The following is a 14,320-nucleotide window of genomic DNA, read 5'->3' as shown; positions in this document are numbered from 1 at the left end:
CCGCAAGATACTCGCCCACCTCAGAGCGCTTTGGACCGTCATCATCGGTTGGTTGTTCGCCGACCTGCACACGCCCAACACACAAAATCTCCGCCTTCAGTCCGCCTGAAGGCGTTGTTCAAACCCGACTACAGAGCGTTCCTGCCGCGCCGCAAGACGAGCTGCGGGATCACATCCGCGGGTCTCGGCTTCGACGCGATAGAGGTCGCCGATAAGCTTCACGCCCTCTTCGGCAATCGGCGCCAGGCCGGCGCGGGTGATCTCGACCAGCTTGCGCCGGGCGTGCGCCCAGCAGAAAGCTAACCGGATATCGGGGCCGACCCGATCAGGGGCGAGCAACCGATTGTAGCCAGCGTAGCCGTCGACCTGCAGCACGCCGCCGAAGCCCTGCAAGACCCGCTCGGCATGGCATCCGCCGCGACCGGGCGCATAGCTGAAGGCCACGCCGGGCGGCGCTCCGCCGCTCCAGGGCCGATCATCCCGCGCCAGCGCCCAGAAGTATCCCGTCTTGGTCTTGCGCTTGCCCGGATCGAGCACTGGGGCGCGGGTCTCGTCCATGAAGAGTTTGGTCGAGCGCTTCAGATCCGTCATCAGGGCATCGAAGACAGGGCGCAACTCGAAGGCCGCCTGCCCGACCCAGTCCGCGAGCGTCGAACGGTCGAGGACGACACCCTGGCGGCTGTAGATTTGTGCCTGGCGATACAGGGGAAGATGATCGGCGTATTTGCTGACCAAGACATGCGCGACCGTCGCCTCGGTCGGCAGCCCACCGGGGATCAGACGTGCCGGCGCCGGTGCCTGCATGACGCCGTCAGTGCAGCTGCGGCACGCATATTTGGGGCGGCGCGTCACGATCACCCGGAACTGGGCAGGGACGATGTCCAGCCGTTCCGACACGTCTTCGCCGATGCAATGCAGGGCGAGCCATTGATGCGCCATTGGTTCGAGCACAATGCCGAGCCCCGCAGGCGCAGGTCAGGCTTTCGGGTTCGATCACTTCCTCGATGCGCGGCAGGTGGTCGGGCAGCGCCCCGCGATTGACCGCTCGGGGCTTGGCGCTCCGCCTGGCAGCCGGGGCATCGGCTTCTTCTTCGGCATGGACCGCGGCAATCGCCGTCTCCAGATCCTCCAGCGCCAGTTCGAACTGGTCCGGGTCGCTCTTCTCCGACTTGCGTCCGAAGGCGGCCTGCTTGAAGGCCACGACCAGCTTCTCCAGCCGCTCGATCCGCTCATCCTTGCGCAGATTGCGCGCCTCTGAGGCGACCAGCATCGCCTTCAGGGCGTCAATGTTATCGGGCAGGTCGGCGGCACTTAGCATGGAGCCGATCTATCAGCCGAGTCCCGGTTCCGCCTGCCCAAAGCACCACCCGAGTCATCCTGCCGCAGTCATTCGACGGTCTCGGGCGCGCGGGCCTCGATGGCCCGGACGCGCCGCCAGTCGAGCCCGGCAAACAGAGCTTCGAACTGGGCATGGCTGAGCGTCATGAGCCCGTCCCGGATGGCGGGCCAGGTGAAGCTGTGCTCCTCCAGCCGCTTGTAAGCCATCACCAGGCCGGTGCCGTCCCAATAGAGCAGCTTCAGCCGATCCGCCCGCTTCGCGCGGAACACGAAGACCGTCCCGGTGAAGGGCTCCTTGCGCAGCTCATTCTTCACCAGAGCCGCCAGCCCGTCATGCCCCTTGCGGAAGTCCACCGGTCTGGTGGCGACCAGGATCCGCACCCGGTTCGACGGGAAGATCATGCCGGAGCTGCCAACGCACGAACGATCGCGGCAATCCGTTCCGCCGAGGCCCCAGCCTCGAGCCGGATCGTCACCGATCCCATGATGATCTCGGCGGTTCCGGAGGCGGGGGCCGCCTTCGCTGGGGCCGGTGGCCCGACGACCATCGCGGCAAACTCGACCTCATTATCCGGCGCAGTCAGCACCAGCTTGCCCTGACGCGCCATCGTTCGCCACGAGGACAAATGGTTCGCCTGAATGCCATGTGTTCGCGCCACCGCTGCAACACTCGCCCCGGGCCTCAAAGTCTCCGCTTCGATCCGAGCCTTCACCTCATCCGGCCACTTCCGGTTTCGCCGACGGCCTCCACCAACCGTGAGAACCTCCAATGTAGCATCCATGGAGAAACTCCTTCCCATTTGACCCTGAAGGAGCCGATCTCAGATTAGGCCGGGCGCAGGAAGGTGGGGAGAAAACACCGGTTACAGTCCAGCGCATGTTGCCCCGCCTGAAATCCGTATCGCCCAAATGCCAAACAGAGACTCGCGCCATTCTGGGCGGCTATTTTGCCTGCAATTTCAGGTCTCTAGGAGGCATCACGCCTCGCATGTCGCGGTAATCACGGCACAATACGCGAGGCGGAAAATCATCGAATATCAATGGCTAATGTGGTGGCGGTGGAAACGCACCCAGAAACCAACTCTCTCCCGTGACTGTGTCGGACCCAGCGTGTCAGGCGCGAATTGCTGCGCAATTCGTGCAGGCATCAGGTCCTGAAGTGCTGTCTTGAGGCAGAAGGCACAAAAGAGGTTTCTAATCCGAGGACGCTCAGCAAAGCATCAGGACTGGCCACCGACGAAGACTTCAAGTAAAACTAAGGGAGCTGACGCCATACATTTGGGGGATTTATGTCGACTTGCAGCCGCTGCGGTCAACCCGTGGAGTTTCGATATGTTGGAGGGAGATGTATTCCCATCCATCCGTTCGGCGGCTGCAGTTCTGGAGGCGGTTACTCGTCTGGCAATGATTTTACGGGATATCTTTCGAGCAACGAAAGCTCTTGCTTCCAAACTGACTGCCCTGAATGTGGTGACCGCGTCTATTTCATCCGTCATAACGGTGGAAGCGTTTGGATCGATCCACCGCTCGGGCCACCATGGTACAAGCATGGGTGCATGGATACCGGCTCTGGTACAAATTCGAAAACACGCAGCTCTCTGGCCTCCGACTACAAGCTTCCCGCGAGCAGTACGCAGGACGGTCTCATTGTCGGAGTTGTGACAGAGGCCGAAACTTCTCTGTTCAATGAAACAACTTTAATAAATGTTCAAACAGGCGAGAATGACAATTTTATGCTGCTCATAAAGAACAGCGCAGGATTTTTAGTCGGCCGGATCGCGGTTTTTGATCCCGCGTGTACATTTATCCGCTGGATTGAGGACGAAATGTACTCTTTCAAAATTTTGGCTCCGATCAAATTTCCGGAAACCTTTAAATTCCCCGAAGACAATATGATCGAATGTCCGGAGTGCAATACTCAGGTGAAGTCCAAGAATCTTGCGAAGCACTTCCGAAAAAAGCACAGTTTCATGATGTTGTGAACGGCGCCCATTTTTTTGAGCGCCATCCACAATCGCAAAGCGTTGTCTAGCCAAGCAATACAGGTAAGTGTTCTGCAAATCGTTCTCTAAATCAGTTGCTTGGGTCGTCTCTTCTGATCATATTCGTCAGGGGGGTCACTTTTGGACGCCGATCACCCCGTAACAGGGGTCAATTTTGCATGCCGATCCACACTCGATATCCGGCGCGAGGGCATCGCCGGGGTCATCCGCGAGATGTTCGCCCCGCGCGAGATGGAGGCTGCCGAATGACCAGCCCCAACGACACCATCCGTGTTCTGATCCCTCTCAGGGTGCGCAAGAAGAACGGGAGACCGAAGATTCTGCCGCCCGCCGAGCACGGCCCTAGCGCGGATCAGGCACAGGATCCTCACATCCTGCGCGCCATCGGCCGCGCGTGGAGCTGGCGTCGCCGAATGGAGGCAGGCGAGTTCGCGACAATCCAAGAGTTGGCGGAGTCCGTCGGCCTTGCGGAACGGCACGTGAGCCGACAGTTGCGGTTGGCGTACCTGGCGCCAGAGGTGCTAAAGCGACTGGCCTGCAGCCGCGAGGCACCGGCGGTCAGTCTGTATGATCTGTGCTTTGTCTCTTCCCTGCCGTGGCACGAGCAGAGAAGACGGGTTTTCGCCTAGTGCAGCCAAGTGTTCTTGGCCACGTGGTCACGGTTATTGTTCACTCCCTTTCGCCAAGCTACCGTGTGCTCAGAAAAGCAAGTCGGGCGTATTGCCCGCTGGGCAATTCGCGGAACGGATATTCTACAACTCGAGATGGCTGAGAAAATCAAACTCGACTTCGAAACAGTAAAAGGGCTTTGTGAATTTATCTTGCTCGCAATCGCCGATGGCCCAGCTTCTTGGCAGAAGGTTGCTTCGGACTTCCTGAAAGAAGGCGATTTGGAGAACTGCGATGAGTTTAGATGGCTATTCTCTCGTTGTATTGCTCAAATGCTCGCCGAGAACTGGCTGGCCAAAGCAACTGATGATCCCCTCTTCGAGATAGGCCTCACCTTCAAGGGCGGCACCGTTCTTCGTCATAGAACCGAAATCAACGCATTCTATGATCGGCACTTTGCTGCAGCCATCAGAAAGACTGAGCAAGCCAAGGCAGCAGCACAGGCAAAGCGCGAAAAGCATCTCAAAGCTGCCGAAAAAGCGAGGCAAAAAGCTGAACGGAAAGCAGAGAAGCGAAAAAAGAAGACGCGAAACGCAAAGACTACGGCGGCTCCTATAACTCACCCCAAGTCTGTAAAGATCGACCTATTTGGTAGCGGCAAGAAAATCCGCGCTTCGATACCATCTAAGGACAACGACCAGCTACTAAAGCTCTGGAAATCGAACACTCTTGGTGCGGCAAACTCTTCTGGCGCGAAGCGTGACCAACACCTCCAAATCGTCGCAGCCGTTGAGAGGGAATGGAGGCGCCGGATAAAGGAATTGCCAGAAAGCGAGGCTTTCAAGTGGCCTTCCACCGATGTCGGTTCTGGATCGGGAGGCGGAAATTTTGAACGGCAGGAGATCAGCTATTTAAAGATCTTGGGTTACACAGTCGGCAAGACTGATGGCCTTCCTGCATCCTCTAGGCAACTGATACTGGATCGATGCTTTTCGGGGCAATTGCCGCCCTACCAGAGTATCTCCGAAATGAGGAAATGGGGCGATCCGAAAAGCTCGCTTCGATTGAAGAAGATGGCCTATCACATCGCCTCACTTGCGAAGAATTTCAAGAAAATGCCTTCGCGCGGCTATGATGACGCAATCGCAGATTGGGAGGATGACCTGAAGTACCTACACGAGAAATACTATGTACGTTACTTCCGATTTGCTTGGCCATCCAAGTGATCTGTTCAACTGAATTAACGTTGTCAAATAGCTTCACTGCGCACCAACCGAATAGGGATCCGCAATGGCGTTGATTTTGGAGTGCTCAATGGAAAGTTGCTTGAAAGGACGTCGCGGTCAGTGAAACATGCGCGTCCAGCGGTGGATGTAGCTCAAACGCCTTCGGCTCGCGTGCGAAATTCCATAGCCGGAACAGGGACCATTCCGCACGCCGTTCCTCGGCCACGGCCAGTTCATTCCGGCTGATGTGGAAAGGCGTGCGCTCCCATCCGTTCGTCGTCTTCACCTCGATCAGGCGCGGGCGTCCGTTCGGCGCGAAGCTGGCGATATCGTAGCCAGCACCATCCCCATCCTCTTCCGACACCCACCGGACCTTACGCGCAAGGTCGTCGCGGCCCGCTGATTTAAGGGCTGCACGCTCGTGCGCCAGGACGCGCTCCTCGCCGGCACGGCCGAGGGTGCGGTTTCGCTCGTCTCTCGCCGCAACATCGAACTTTCGCGCGATGTGCAGCATCTGCTCCAGCTCCTGTGGCGGTGGCTGGTTCGACAGCGTCGGCGGTGGTCCGATCCAGATGGGCGCGGCGTCAGCCAGGCCGGTCGGCGGTCGCGCAGCAGGACTGCGACCAAGCCAAGCCGAATTCAACGCCAGCCAGCGCGCCACGGCATCCACCAAGGTCATCTGGAAATTGAATGCAGGCTTGTAGCCGGGGATCCAGTCTTCCCCGAGCCCCTTGAGCACTGCGCTGATGTTCTGGTGCTTGAACTCGACCGATCCCTCGGACCGATCTTTCAACAATGGCATAAGCGCCCGTCGATGCTCGGCCTTGTTATAGCGGTGCCCAGCGATGTCATCAGCCAGCATCGCAAAATAATCTGCGACGATCAGATCGTTTTCTTCGTCTGTCCAAGGCCCATTCGACATGCCGCCAGGCTATGGGCGGAAATTGTCATTGTCATCAGAGACTTCTCGCGGTCTTTCGCATCAACCCGCACAGTCACGCCGCCTTCGGGTGTCTCTGTTCGCGTTGACAGGGGCTGAACCCACATCAACTGCGGCGCAACCCATTCTCAACAACAACTTGAAAAGGCGTTCCTTTTTGAAGCCGTCCCGGTCTGGATGGAGGGCGGGTGGAAAGAGACGCGGGGCGGTCAGAGAACGATTTCGGGGTAAGGGCAAGTCTCCAAAAGTCGGCTGCCTTCCTTAAACCCCTTTGAACCAAAAAGAAAAAAGGCCCCGCTAGGGACCTCATCTCGGGTTCGCAATGTGTAAGTGGCGGAGCGGGCGGGATTCGAACGCTCAGGTCGCTCGGAGCCTCGGTCAGAAGAATATTTCGTCTTGTACTGCGGGCAGTGCCGGAGCCCCCGATTCTTTTTGTCGGATGACTGCTTTTCCCCGTTAAGCGGCTATTATTCCACTGGACTTGGTGCGCGAAGAGAGCGGTACTGTCCGTGTCGCGACGCACCTGGCGCCGCGCGCCGCCTTCTCCGCCCGGGGCTCCGGGCTCTGCTCAGTGCCAGGATCACTTTCGACCTGCCTGAACAAAATGGAGAAGACAGAATGACAAAGCAGACCAAACCGAAGACGAAGAAAGCGCTGCTGATCCAATTGCTGACCCGGAAGGCCGGTGCGGATGTTGCGACGATCAGCGACAGGCTCGGCTGGCAGTCCCATACAACACGGGCAGCGCTGACCGGCCTGCGTAAGGCGGGGTTTGAGATCTCCGCCGAAAAACCAGGCGAGGGCAAACCCCTGAGCTACCGCATCACGGGCCAACCGGCGGACGCCGCCTGATGGCGGACAATGCGGACATCGTCGCGCGTTGGGAAAACCTCGGCCAGATGGACCGGGCGGCCCTGCGCGTGGCCTGGGCGGCGGCGTTTGGAGACGCCCCGCCACACTTCCTGTCGATGATCTTCATGCGCAAGGCGCTGATCTGGGATGCGCAGTGCCGGGCCTTCGGCGGCCTGACGACAGAGGTGAGGCGCACGCTCAAATCCGCCGCTGGCGGCAAACAGGTCAGAGCGCCGGCACCCTTGATCAAACCCGGCACGCAGCTTGTTCGGGAATGGAACGGGCGGCGGTATCAGGTAGAGGTGCGCGACGACGGCTTCCTGATGAATGGCGATCACTATAAATCGCTATCCGCCATCGCGCTGCAGATCACCGGCACCACCTGGTCGGGGCCGCGGTTCTTCGGCCTCAACGGTCAGGCAGGCAGTCGCTCATGAAAAAGATCCGCTGCGCCATCTACACGCGGAAGAGCTCGGAGGACGGGCTGGAGCAGGAGTTCAACTCGCTGGACGCTCAGTACGAGGCCTGCGCCGCATACATCGCCAGCCAGAAGGCGGAAGGCTGGGTGCTGTTGCCGGAGCGATACGATGACGGCGGTCTCTCCGGCGGCAGTATGGAACGTCCGGGGCTCCAACGCCTGCTGGCTGACATCGACCGGGGCGCCGTAGATCAGATCCTCGTCTACAAGATCGACCGCTTGACGCGTTCACTGGCGGACTTCGCGAAGATGGTTGAACGCCTGGACGCCGCGGGCACATCTTTTGTGTCGGTCACGCAGTCCTTCAACACGGCCACGAGTATGGGGCGGCTGACGCTGAACATGCTATTGAGCTTCGCCCAGTTCGAACGTGAAGTGACTGCCGAGCGCATCCGGGACAAGATTGCGGCATCCAAGAAGAAAGGGCTGTGGATGGGCGCAACGGTGCCGCTGGGTTATGCCGCCGATGGCCGGTCCCTGAAGATCGCCGAGCCGGATGCCCAGGTGATCCGCACGATCTATGATCTGTTTCTCGAGCATCGCAATGCGCGTGTCGTCAAAGAAAAGGTAGACATCCTTGGCCTCAAGACGCCCGTCCGAACCCTGATCTCGGGAAGGGTGAAGGGCGGCGCTTCCTTCAGCTATGGGCACATCCACTACATCCTGACCAACCCCGTTTATGCCGGGCGCATCCGGCATCACGCGAAGGTCTATCCCGGACAGCACCCGCCGCTGATTGATCCGGATGTCTGGGACAGTATCCAGGAACAGCTCCGATCTGATGCGGCGAAGGGTCGGACCTTCACGAAGCGGAACCGGAATGGTGCAAGGGCATCGGTCTCGCCGCTGGCGGGCAGAATCTTCGATCAAACCGGAGATCGTCTAACCCCGAGTCACTCGAAAACGGCAAAGGGACGTAAGCTGCGATACTATGTATCCCACCGACTAGTCCGGGGAACGACTCCGCGCGATCCGTCCGGGTGGCGGTTACCGGCAGCGGAGTTGGAAGACAAGGTCTCCGATATGATCCGCCAGCATCTGAACCAGCAGGAGGTTCGCGCAGGCATCCTGGTTGGTGCAATGACAGACGAAACGGTCACCGTGGGTGAACGGTTGTCCAGATTGATTTCGACCGACACTGGTGCGGCGAAAGATGCAAAACGTCGCTGTCAGAATGTTGTCGAGCGTCTCGACATAAAGCCCGGCGAGATCCGGATCGCGCTCTCGGGCGAACGGCTTGCGGCGGGTCTGGAAGTGGATCCGAGCCGTATCAACGAAGACCTCCTGACGCTCGCGGCTCCATTCCAGCACCGCAAGCGGGGCGTGGAAACCAAACTCATCATCGGCGACGCGCCAACGGAGATCGACACCACCCTGCTGCGCAACATCGCTCGCGCGCATCGGTACTTTGAACTGGTCCGGTCAGGCAAAACCTTTGCCGAAATTGCAGACGCCGAAGGTGTCTCGAAACGCCGTGTTCAGCAATTGATCGAACTGGCGTTCCTAGCGCCAGACTTCATCCGTTCCGTCCGCGAAGGCCGACAACCGGTTGGCATGACCTCCGACTGGCTCAAACGGCATGCCTTCTCACCCATCTGGTCGGAACAGCGCGACGCCTTCGCTGCTCTGTAAATCTTCTGATAATCAGAAAGCTGCGCACGCCGGTATCCGGCCGACGGATACTCCGGCGTCGCGCCAGGACGCGTCGCGATCGTTCCCAGATGAAAGGCGATGCTACACGCATCACATGTGCCCAAACTGCTACCGCGAAAATGGCGATTCCAGACTTTTGCCGCAGTCCGCGCAAATTCTGGCAGAACTAAAATCTGCGGTATCTAGATACCCCAAAATACCCCCGGAATTAGGGTCATATTCAATAAATTATACATTTATATCAATGCTTAGGGGGTTCTGGCTGGGGTGGTAGGATTCGAACCTACGGTACACGGTACCAAAAACCGCTGCCTTACCACTTGGCTACACCCCAACGATGCCGCGCTACTTACTGTGACATCGAAGGGGGATCAAGCCCCGGATTTTTAAAAATCCCGCTCATTCTTCGGGGCCGTGGGGCGAAAGCAGATCGTCCGCTTTGGTCTCGGCCCGTTCGGTTTCGATGATCTGCTCCAGCTCTTGCTCGGCGGCGGCCTTGACCTCTTGCACCTCGACCTTTTCGGCCGGGGCAATCGCCGGCGCGGGGCGCGGGGCCGGGGCGGGTTTGTCGGCCGGCAGACCCTGGACCGTGTAGGTCGGGCCCGGCATCTCGATCCCGGCGGCGTCGAAGGCCGCGAGGCACATACGGTAGGCCTCGCCCTTGGCACCGACAAAGCTGGTTTCGTGCTGTGCGATCCAGGCCGCGACGCGCAGGATGACCGCGCTGTCGCCCAGCTCTTCCAGCCAGACCGCCGGGGCGGGCGTAGTCAGGACAAAGGGCAAGGCCTGCACGGTTTCCAGCGCCAGCGCCTGGGCTGCGGCCAGATCGGTGTCGTAGGCCACGCCCAGGTCCAGCACGAAGCGGCGTTCGTCGTTCCGGCTGAAATTGACGATCCGGCTTTTGAACACTGTGGCGTTTGGGATGCGGATATGGTTGCCGTCGAAGCTGAGCAGGATCGTGGCGCGGCTGGTCAGGCGGATCACCTTGCCGGTGTCGCCTTCGATCTCGACGGTGTCATTGGGCCGGAAGGGCTGGCGGATCGACAGCATGATCGAGGCGATGAAGTTCTCGACCGTGTCGCGCACGGCGAAACCGATGGCCAGACCGATGATTCCCGCGGCGCCCAGAATGGTCGACAGCAGCGCCGCAGCCCCGAGGATATCGAGCGCGACCACCACACCGCCGACCATAAAGGCGAGCCGGATCACCTGGCGGTAGATATCCGAGATGAAGGCGTTGGGTGCCAGCCGGTCCCAGGGGCGGCGCCAGCGGGCGATGAAAAAGCCAATGAACACAACGGCGAGGAACGCCGCGAGGGCAACACCGACCAGAGGCAGGAAGGCCACGAACTGGCGCGCGCGGTTGACGAAGCGGTCCACCGCCGGGTCAAGCCGGCGCACCACGTCGGCGGTTTCGGTGACCTCGTTTTCGATGGCCACGACCCCTTCGACCCGCCCCGCGAGCGCGTTCAGACGGGTGACCGCCGCGCTGTCGAGCGTCGTGCCGCGCAGGGTGACGATGCCCGAGCTGACCGACACGGTGACGTCGTCATAGCCTTCGAGCTGGGCTAGGATTTCGCGGATACGCACTGCGATGGCCGCGTCGCGGGCTGCGCTGTCGTCAATGGTGATCGTGCCCGAGGGCTGGTCCGCCTCCTGCGACAGAGCGGCCTGCCCGATCAGCAGACAAAGACAAACGAGGATAAGGCGCACCATCGGGGTCTCAATCGGTTCGGTTTAATACCGCGTTTTGGGTCATATCCGAGCCATCGATTGTCCAAAACGCCCCGAGAGCCCGCAGCGCGGCAGAGGTATTTCGATTCAGGCTGGCCCCGAAACGCCATGGCGTCAGACTGGCGGTTGAGCCGGGCGCAGGCAAGTCCGTTATGCCGCTTGGGGCTTTGATCAGCCGTCGGCCATCCTGCGGTCCTGGGTGGTGAGGCGGTCGCCCTCGAACTCCGCACCATAGATCGCGGCCTGGGCGCGGCCCGCGTTCTTGGCGGCGTAAAGCGCACGGTCGGCCTGTTCCAGGATGTCCTGCGCGGTCACGGAATTGCGGTCGTTGCGGATGCTGATGCCGATACTGGCCGAGATGCGGCAGATCCGGTCGCCGTGTGGAATGGGTTTTTCGATCTCGGCGATCAGATCGGACGCAAGCGCCATGAGGCGCGCGCGGTCGCCGAGCCCGTCGAACAGGATCACGAATTCATCGCCGCCGACGCGGGTCACCGTATCCTCCTTGCGGGTGGAGGCGACCATCACCTTGGCGACATGCTGCAGCACCCGGTCGCCCGCGGCATGGCCCAGCGTGTCGTTCACATCCTTGAAATAATCGAGGTCGATGCGCATCACGGAGAACGTGTTGTTGCCCACGGCGAGCCGTTCGATGACATGATCCATCGCCCGACGGTTGCGCAGACCGGTCAGCGTATCGGTAAAGGCACGTTCCTCGGCGGCGATCTTTGCGCCCTGAAGGCGCTGGTTGAGCATGCGCGATTCCTCCATCGCGGCGGATTTCGCCTCGACCAAATAGAGCATTTCCACCGCCAGGTCGGTGGCGGCGAAATCGGCGCTGGTGAGGTGAAAGTTGCGCACCGCCTCGGCAGTGAAGATGCCGAAGGACAGGTTGACCACCGCACCGGCGCTGGCCGGATCGGCGGCCAGCAGCCCCTTGATCGCGGTGTCGGGGCCGTTACGGAACCGCATGTGCAGCTTGCGCCCCTCGGCGCGCAAGAGTGCGCCCATATCGTCGACCGCGCGCGGGCGGCGGACCGAGAAGATGTCGAGGAACAGCTGTCCAACCAGCTCGATGCCCGGGCTGAGCTTCTGCAAGGTCGGCCCGGCCTGGACGATCCGGCCATGACGATCCAGAACCACATGCATCGGGCACAGCGCGTTCAGCGTCGATTTGTCGATGGTCATTGTACCGCGCTCCGCCGGAGGGTGGGGTCCGCGCCCAGCTGGAATTCGCGGCCTTCGGCGAATTCCGTTTCGACGAGGGCGATGTCGATGGTTTCGGTATCCCCGTGCTGACCGCGGTGATCCAGCAGGACAAGCGCGCCGTAATCGTCCGCCATCGCCCGCAGCAGCCCGACAACGACATGGCCGAAGCCCCGAAACGTGCCGCGCACCTCGAGACAATAGTTCTCTTGCGTCATCTCGCGCAGCTCCAGCTCGGGCAGTTCCAGATCCTCGACCGCAAGCCGTACACGGTCGGGAAGGTCGTCGAGTGAATGCATGAAGTCAACGAAATCCACACCACCGAATCGCAGAAGACGCCGCAGGCTTTCGTTGTTGGGATGGCACACGAGGTAGGTGCCCAGATCCTCCAGCGTGGCGTCGCGGGGTTTAACCAGAGTCGCTTCGGCGGCGGTCAAGACATCCTTCAATATCTGCGGATCATAGGTGAGCATTGCCTCAAACTCCGGTATTTCCAACCGGGCCCGTTCGGCAATCTCGCTCCAGACACCGTTACCGTAGGTATCTTTCAAAAAACACTGAAGCGTGAGATTTATAAGACCATGCATCCATCTTTTGCCCTGACTGCTTACTTGTCAGCGTAAAATAGCGACGGTTTACAAACCGCAAACGGATCTGGGCCTTTTTGATGCCATTCGGCGTCAGAAATCGGTCGGCGCGCCGCCTTCGGCCTTTCGACGGGCGACGAAGTCGGCCAGTTCCTCGCGGATCGCGTCATCCAGCGGCGGCGGTTCGAAATCGTTGATGATCGCCTTGTAAATCAGATGCGCGCGCTCTGCCGTCCAGACCGCCCCGGCCGCGTCCCAGGCCTCGTAGTTCTTCCAGTCGCTCAGGAACGGCTGGTAAAACGCCGTGGTATAGCGGTCCTGGGTGTGCTGGGTGCCGAAGAAATGCCCGTTGGGCCCGACCTCGGCGATGGTGTCGAGCGCCAGCCCGGCATCCGACACGTCGCAGATTTCGGGCTCCAGATAGCGCTGAAGCTGCTGCAGAACCTCGCAATCCATGATGAATTTCTCGGGGCTGGCGATCAGACCGCCCTCGAGCCAGCCGGCCGCGTGATAGACCATGTTGGTGCCCGACTGGATCGCCGCCCAGAGGCTGTGCTCGGTCTCCCACATGGCCTGCCCGTCCGGCACGTTGGCGGCGCAGACACCGCTTGAGCGCATGGGTAGGCCATAGAACCGCGCCATCTGGCCGGTCATCTGGGTTGCGCGCATGTATTCCGGCGTGCCAAAGGCCGGCGCGCCGGATTTCATGTCGACATTCGACGTAAAGGTGCCGATGGCCACCGGCGCGCCCGGGCGGAGCGCCTGCGCCAGAACGATGGCGGCCAGCCCTTCGGCCAGCGATTGCGCCACCGCGCCCGCCATGGTCACCGGGGCCATAGCGCCCGCCAGGGTGAACGGCGTCACGACCAGCCCCTGCCCGCGCCGCGCGCAGCGCATCCAGCCGTCCATCATCGGGAAATCGTGTTTCAGCGGCGAGGTCGAGTTGATATTGGTATACATCCTCGGCGTCGCCTCGAACTCCTCGTGGCTGAGCCCGCCGGCGATGCGCACCATCTCCATCACGTCCTCGACCCGTTCCTTGCCGAGGCTGTAGGCGTGCATCGCCTTGTCGGTCAGGGTGAGCTTGTCATAAAGCACATCCAGATGCCGGACCGAGGCGTGCAGATCGACCGGCTCGACCGGATAGCCGCCCGCGAAGTGGATGCAGTTGAAATACTGCGTCAGCTTCAAAAGATTGCGGCACATCTCGCGGGTGCCGGGCACCTTCTTGCCGATCTCCATGTCCCAGTAATTGGGCGGCGAGGACACGTTGCCAAAGACGATATGCCCGCCGCCGATGGTGATGCGGCGGTCGGGGTTGCGCGGGGTCAGGGTGAATTGCGACGGGGCCTTGGCCACGAACTCCATCACCAGATCACGCCCCATCCGGACGTTCTCGTCGCGCACCTCGCAGCCCGCGTCCTTCAGGATCGCGACCGCCTCGGGGTTCAGAAACTCGATCCCGATCTCTTCGAGGATCCGCATCGCCGCGTCGTGAACCCGCGCGACGCCTTCCTCGGTCAGCGGCTCGGTCGGGCGGTCGGTGTTGATCGGGACGCGCCAGGGCATTTGCTCGATCACCGCCGTGCCACGGCGGGTGGCGTTGCCCGCGCGGCCGCCGCTGCGGCGGCGTTTGCGGTCTTTGGTTGCGGCCTCTGGCATGGTGACCTCCTGTCGCGGTTGTCCAAGGACAC

Annotated in this window: 13 protein-coding genes, 1 tRNA gene and 1 pseudogene; 6 read left to right on the top strand and 9 right to left on the bottom strand. The window is 60.7% G+C overall.

The features are described from left to right. Window positions 1-132 precede the first annotated feature (132 nt). The 3 genes and pseudogenes from tnpC to tnpA all read right to left on the bottom strand — a co-directional run. A pseudogene (tnpC, locus tag RXV88_RS01750) lies at window positions 133-1,318 on the bottom strand (IS66 family transposase); the annotation flags it as partial. Between the two features lie 68 nt (window positions 1,319-1,386). Next, the gene (gene tnpB, locus RXV88_RS01745; protein WP_316290134.1) at window positions 1,387-1,740 is read right to left on the bottom strand and encodes an IS66 family insertion sequence element accessory protein TnpB; all 354 of its coding nucleotides are present in this window, start codon (window positions 1,738-1,740) and stop codon (window positions 1,387-1,389) included. Further along, the gene (tnpA, locus tag RXV88_RS01740; RefSeq protein WP_316290132.1) at window positions 1,737-2,120 is read right to left on the bottom strand and encodes an IS66-like element accessory protein TnpA; all 384 of its coding nucleotides are present in this window, start codon (window positions 2,118-2,120) and stop codon (window positions 1,737-1,739) included. Before tnpA ends, tnpB begins: the two co-directional genes overlap by 4 nt. A gap of 774 nt (window positions 2,121-2,894) precedes the next feature. On the opposite strand from tnpA, the gene RXV88_RS01735 reads away from it, so the two are divergent. From RXV88_RS01735 to RXV88_RS01725, 3 genes are all read left to right on the top strand, one after another. Beyond that, window positions 2,895-3,320, top strand: coding sequence for a hypothetical protein (locus RXV88_RS01735; RefSeq protein ID WP_316290130.1), 426 nt, complete (start codon window positions 2,895-2,897; stop codon window positions 3,318-3,320). Between the two features lie 266 nt (window positions 3,321-3,586). Beyond that, window positions 3,587-3,970 (top strand): hypothetical protein, encoded by a 384-nt coding sequence (locus RXV88_RS01730; RefSeq protein ID WP_316290128.1) that lies wholly within the window; start codon window positions 3,587-3,589, stop codon window positions 3,968-3,970. 135 nt (window positions 3,971-4,105) lie between these two features. After that, a complete protein-coding gene (locus RXV88_RS01725; RefSeq protein ID WP_316290126.1) occupies window positions 4,106-5,176 on the top strand; it encodes a hypothetical protein in 1,071 nt (356 codons plus the stop codon). Between the two features lie 85 nt (window positions 5,177-5,261). On the opposite strand, the gene RXV88_RS01720 is transcribed toward RXV88_RS01725, so the two are convergent. Continuing rightward, window positions 5,262-6,098 (bottom strand): DUF3883 domain-containing protein, encoded by an 837-nt coding sequence (locus RXV88_RS01720; protein WP_316290124.1) that lies wholly within the window; start codon window positions 6,096-6,098, stop codon window positions 5,262-5,264. Between the two features lie 636 nt (window positions 6,099-6,734). On the opposite strand from RXV88_RS01720, the gene RXV88_RS01715 reads away from it, so the two are divergent. The 3 genes from RXV88_RS01715 to RXV88_RS01705 are packed head-to-tail and all read left to right on the top strand — an operon-like array spanning window position 6,735 to window position 9,078. Beyond that, window positions 6,735-6,968 carry a DUF3489 domain-containing protein gene (locus tag RXV88_RS01715; RefSeq protein WP_316290121.1) on the top strand — a complete coding sequence of 78 codons (234 nt, stop codon included), beginning with the start codon at window positions 6,735-6,737 and terminating at the stop codon, window positions 6,966-6,968. After that, window positions 6,968-7,405, top strand: coding sequence for a DUF2924 domain-containing protein (locus RXV88_RS01710; protein WP_316290120.1), 438 nt, complete (start codon window positions 6,968-6,970; stop codon window positions 7,403-7,405). The genes RXV88_RS01715 and RXV88_RS01710 overlap by 1 nt, the downstream gene beginning before the upstream one ends. Next, a complete protein-coding gene (locus RXV88_RS01705; protein WP_316290119.1) occupies window positions 7,402-9,078 on the top strand; it encodes a recombinase family protein in 1,677 nt (558 codons plus the stop codon). The genes RXV88_RS01710 and RXV88_RS01705 overlap by 4 nt, the downstream gene beginning before the upstream one ends. A gap of 280 nt (window positions 9,079-9,358) precedes the next feature. On the opposite strand, the gene RXV88_RS01700 is transcribed toward RXV88_RS01705, so the two are convergent. From RXV88_RS01700 to RXV88_RS01680, 5 genes are all read right to left on the bottom strand, one after another. Further along, window positions 9,359-9,433, bottom strand: a tRNA-Gln gene (locus RXV88_RS01700). Between the two features lie 65 nt (window positions 9,434-9,498). Beyond that, window positions 9,499-10,815, bottom strand: a complete 1,317-nt coding sequence (locus RXV88_RS01695) for a mechanosensitive ion channel family protein (RefSeq protein ID WP_316290116.1) — start codon at window positions 10,813-10,815, stop codon at window positions 9,499-9,501. A gap of 189 nt (window positions 10,816-11,004) precedes the next feature. Beyond that, a complete protein-coding gene (locus RXV88_RS01690) occupies window positions 11,005-12,021 on the bottom strand; it encodes a diguanylate cyclase domain-containing protein (protein WP_316290113.1) in 1,017 nt (338 codons plus the stop codon). Then, window positions 12,018-12,626, bottom strand: a complete 609-nt coding sequence (locus RXV88_RS01685) for a heme NO-binding domain-containing protein (protein WP_316290110.1) — start codon at window positions 12,624-12,626, stop codon at window positions 12,018-12,020. The genes RXV88_RS01690 and RXV88_RS01685 overlap by 4 nt, the downstream gene beginning before the upstream one ends. A gap of 93 nt (window positions 12,627-12,719) precedes the next feature. After that, window positions 12,720-14,288: a trimethylamine methyltransferase family protein gene (locus RXV88_RS01680; protein ID WP_316290108.1), complete on the bottom strand. Its 1,569-nt coding sequence runs from the start codon at window positions 14,286-14,288 to the stop codon at window positions 12,720-12,722. Between the last annotated feature and the right edge of the window lie 32 nt (window positions 14,289-14,320).

Source organism: Aestuariicoccus sp. MJ-SS9, from assembly GCF_032586235.1.
In the GTDB taxonomy this organism is placed as follows: Bacteria; Pseudomonadota; Alphaproteobacteria; order Rhodobacterales; family Rhodobacteraceae; genus Aestuariicoccus.
The sequence above is the reverse complement of the archived record's forward strand: the minus strand, read 5'-3'. Positions and strand labels throughout refer to the sequence as shown.

Bases quoted from the DNA above. Each gene is read 5' to 3' on its own strand.
- tnpB (WP_316290134.1), bottom strand. From the start codon at position 1,740: ATGATCTTCCCGTCGAACCGGGTGCGGATCCTGGTCGCCACCAGACCG.
- tnpA (WP_316290132.1), bottom strand. From the start codon at position 2,120: ATGGATGCTACATTGGAGGTTCTCACGGTTGGTGGAGGCCGTCGGCGA.
- RXV88_RS01735 (WP_316290130.1), top strand. From the start codon at position 2,895: ATGGATACCGGCTCTGGTACAAATTCGAAAACACGCAGCTCTCTGGCC.
- RXV88_RS01730 (WP_316290128.1), top strand. From the start codon at position 3,587: ATGACCAGCCCCAACGACACCATCCGTGTTCTGATCCCTCTCAGGGTG.
- RXV88_RS01725 (WP_316290126.1), top strand. From the start codon at position 4,106: ATGGCTGAGAAAATCAAACTCGACTTCGAAACAGTAAAAGGGCTTTGT.
- RXV88_RS01720 (WP_316290124.1), bottom strand. From the start codon at position 6,098: ATGTCGAATGGGCCTTGGACAGACGAAGAAAACGATCTGATCGTCGCA.
- RXV88_RS01715 (WP_316290121.1), top strand. From the start codon at position 6,735: ATGACAAAGCAGACCAAACCGAAGACGAAGAAAGCGCTGCTGATCCAA.
- RXV88_RS01710 (WP_316290120.1), top strand. From the start codon at position 6,968: ATGGCGGACAATGCGGACATCGTCGCGCGTTGGGAAAACCTCGGCCAG.
- RXV88_RS01705 (WP_316290119.1), top strand. From the start codon at position 7,402: ATGAAAAAGATCCGCTGCGCCATCTACACGCGGAAGAGCTCGGAGGAC.
- RXV88_RS01695 (WP_316290116.1), bottom strand. From the start codon at position 10,815: ATGGTGCGCCTTATCCTCGTTTGTCTTTGTCTGCTGATCGGGCAGGCC.
- RXV88_RS01690 (WP_316290113.1), bottom strand. From the start codon at position 12,021: ATGACCATCGACAAATCGACGCTGAACGCGCTGTGCCCGATGCATGTG.
- RXV88_RS01685 (WP_316290110.1), bottom strand. From the start codon at position 12,626: ATGCATGGTCTTATAAATCTCACGCTTCAGTGTTTTTTGAAAGATACC.
- RXV88_RS01680 (WP_316290108.1), bottom strand. From the start codon at position 14,288: ATGCCAGAGGCCGCAACCAAAGACCGCAAACGCCGCCGCAGCGGCGGC.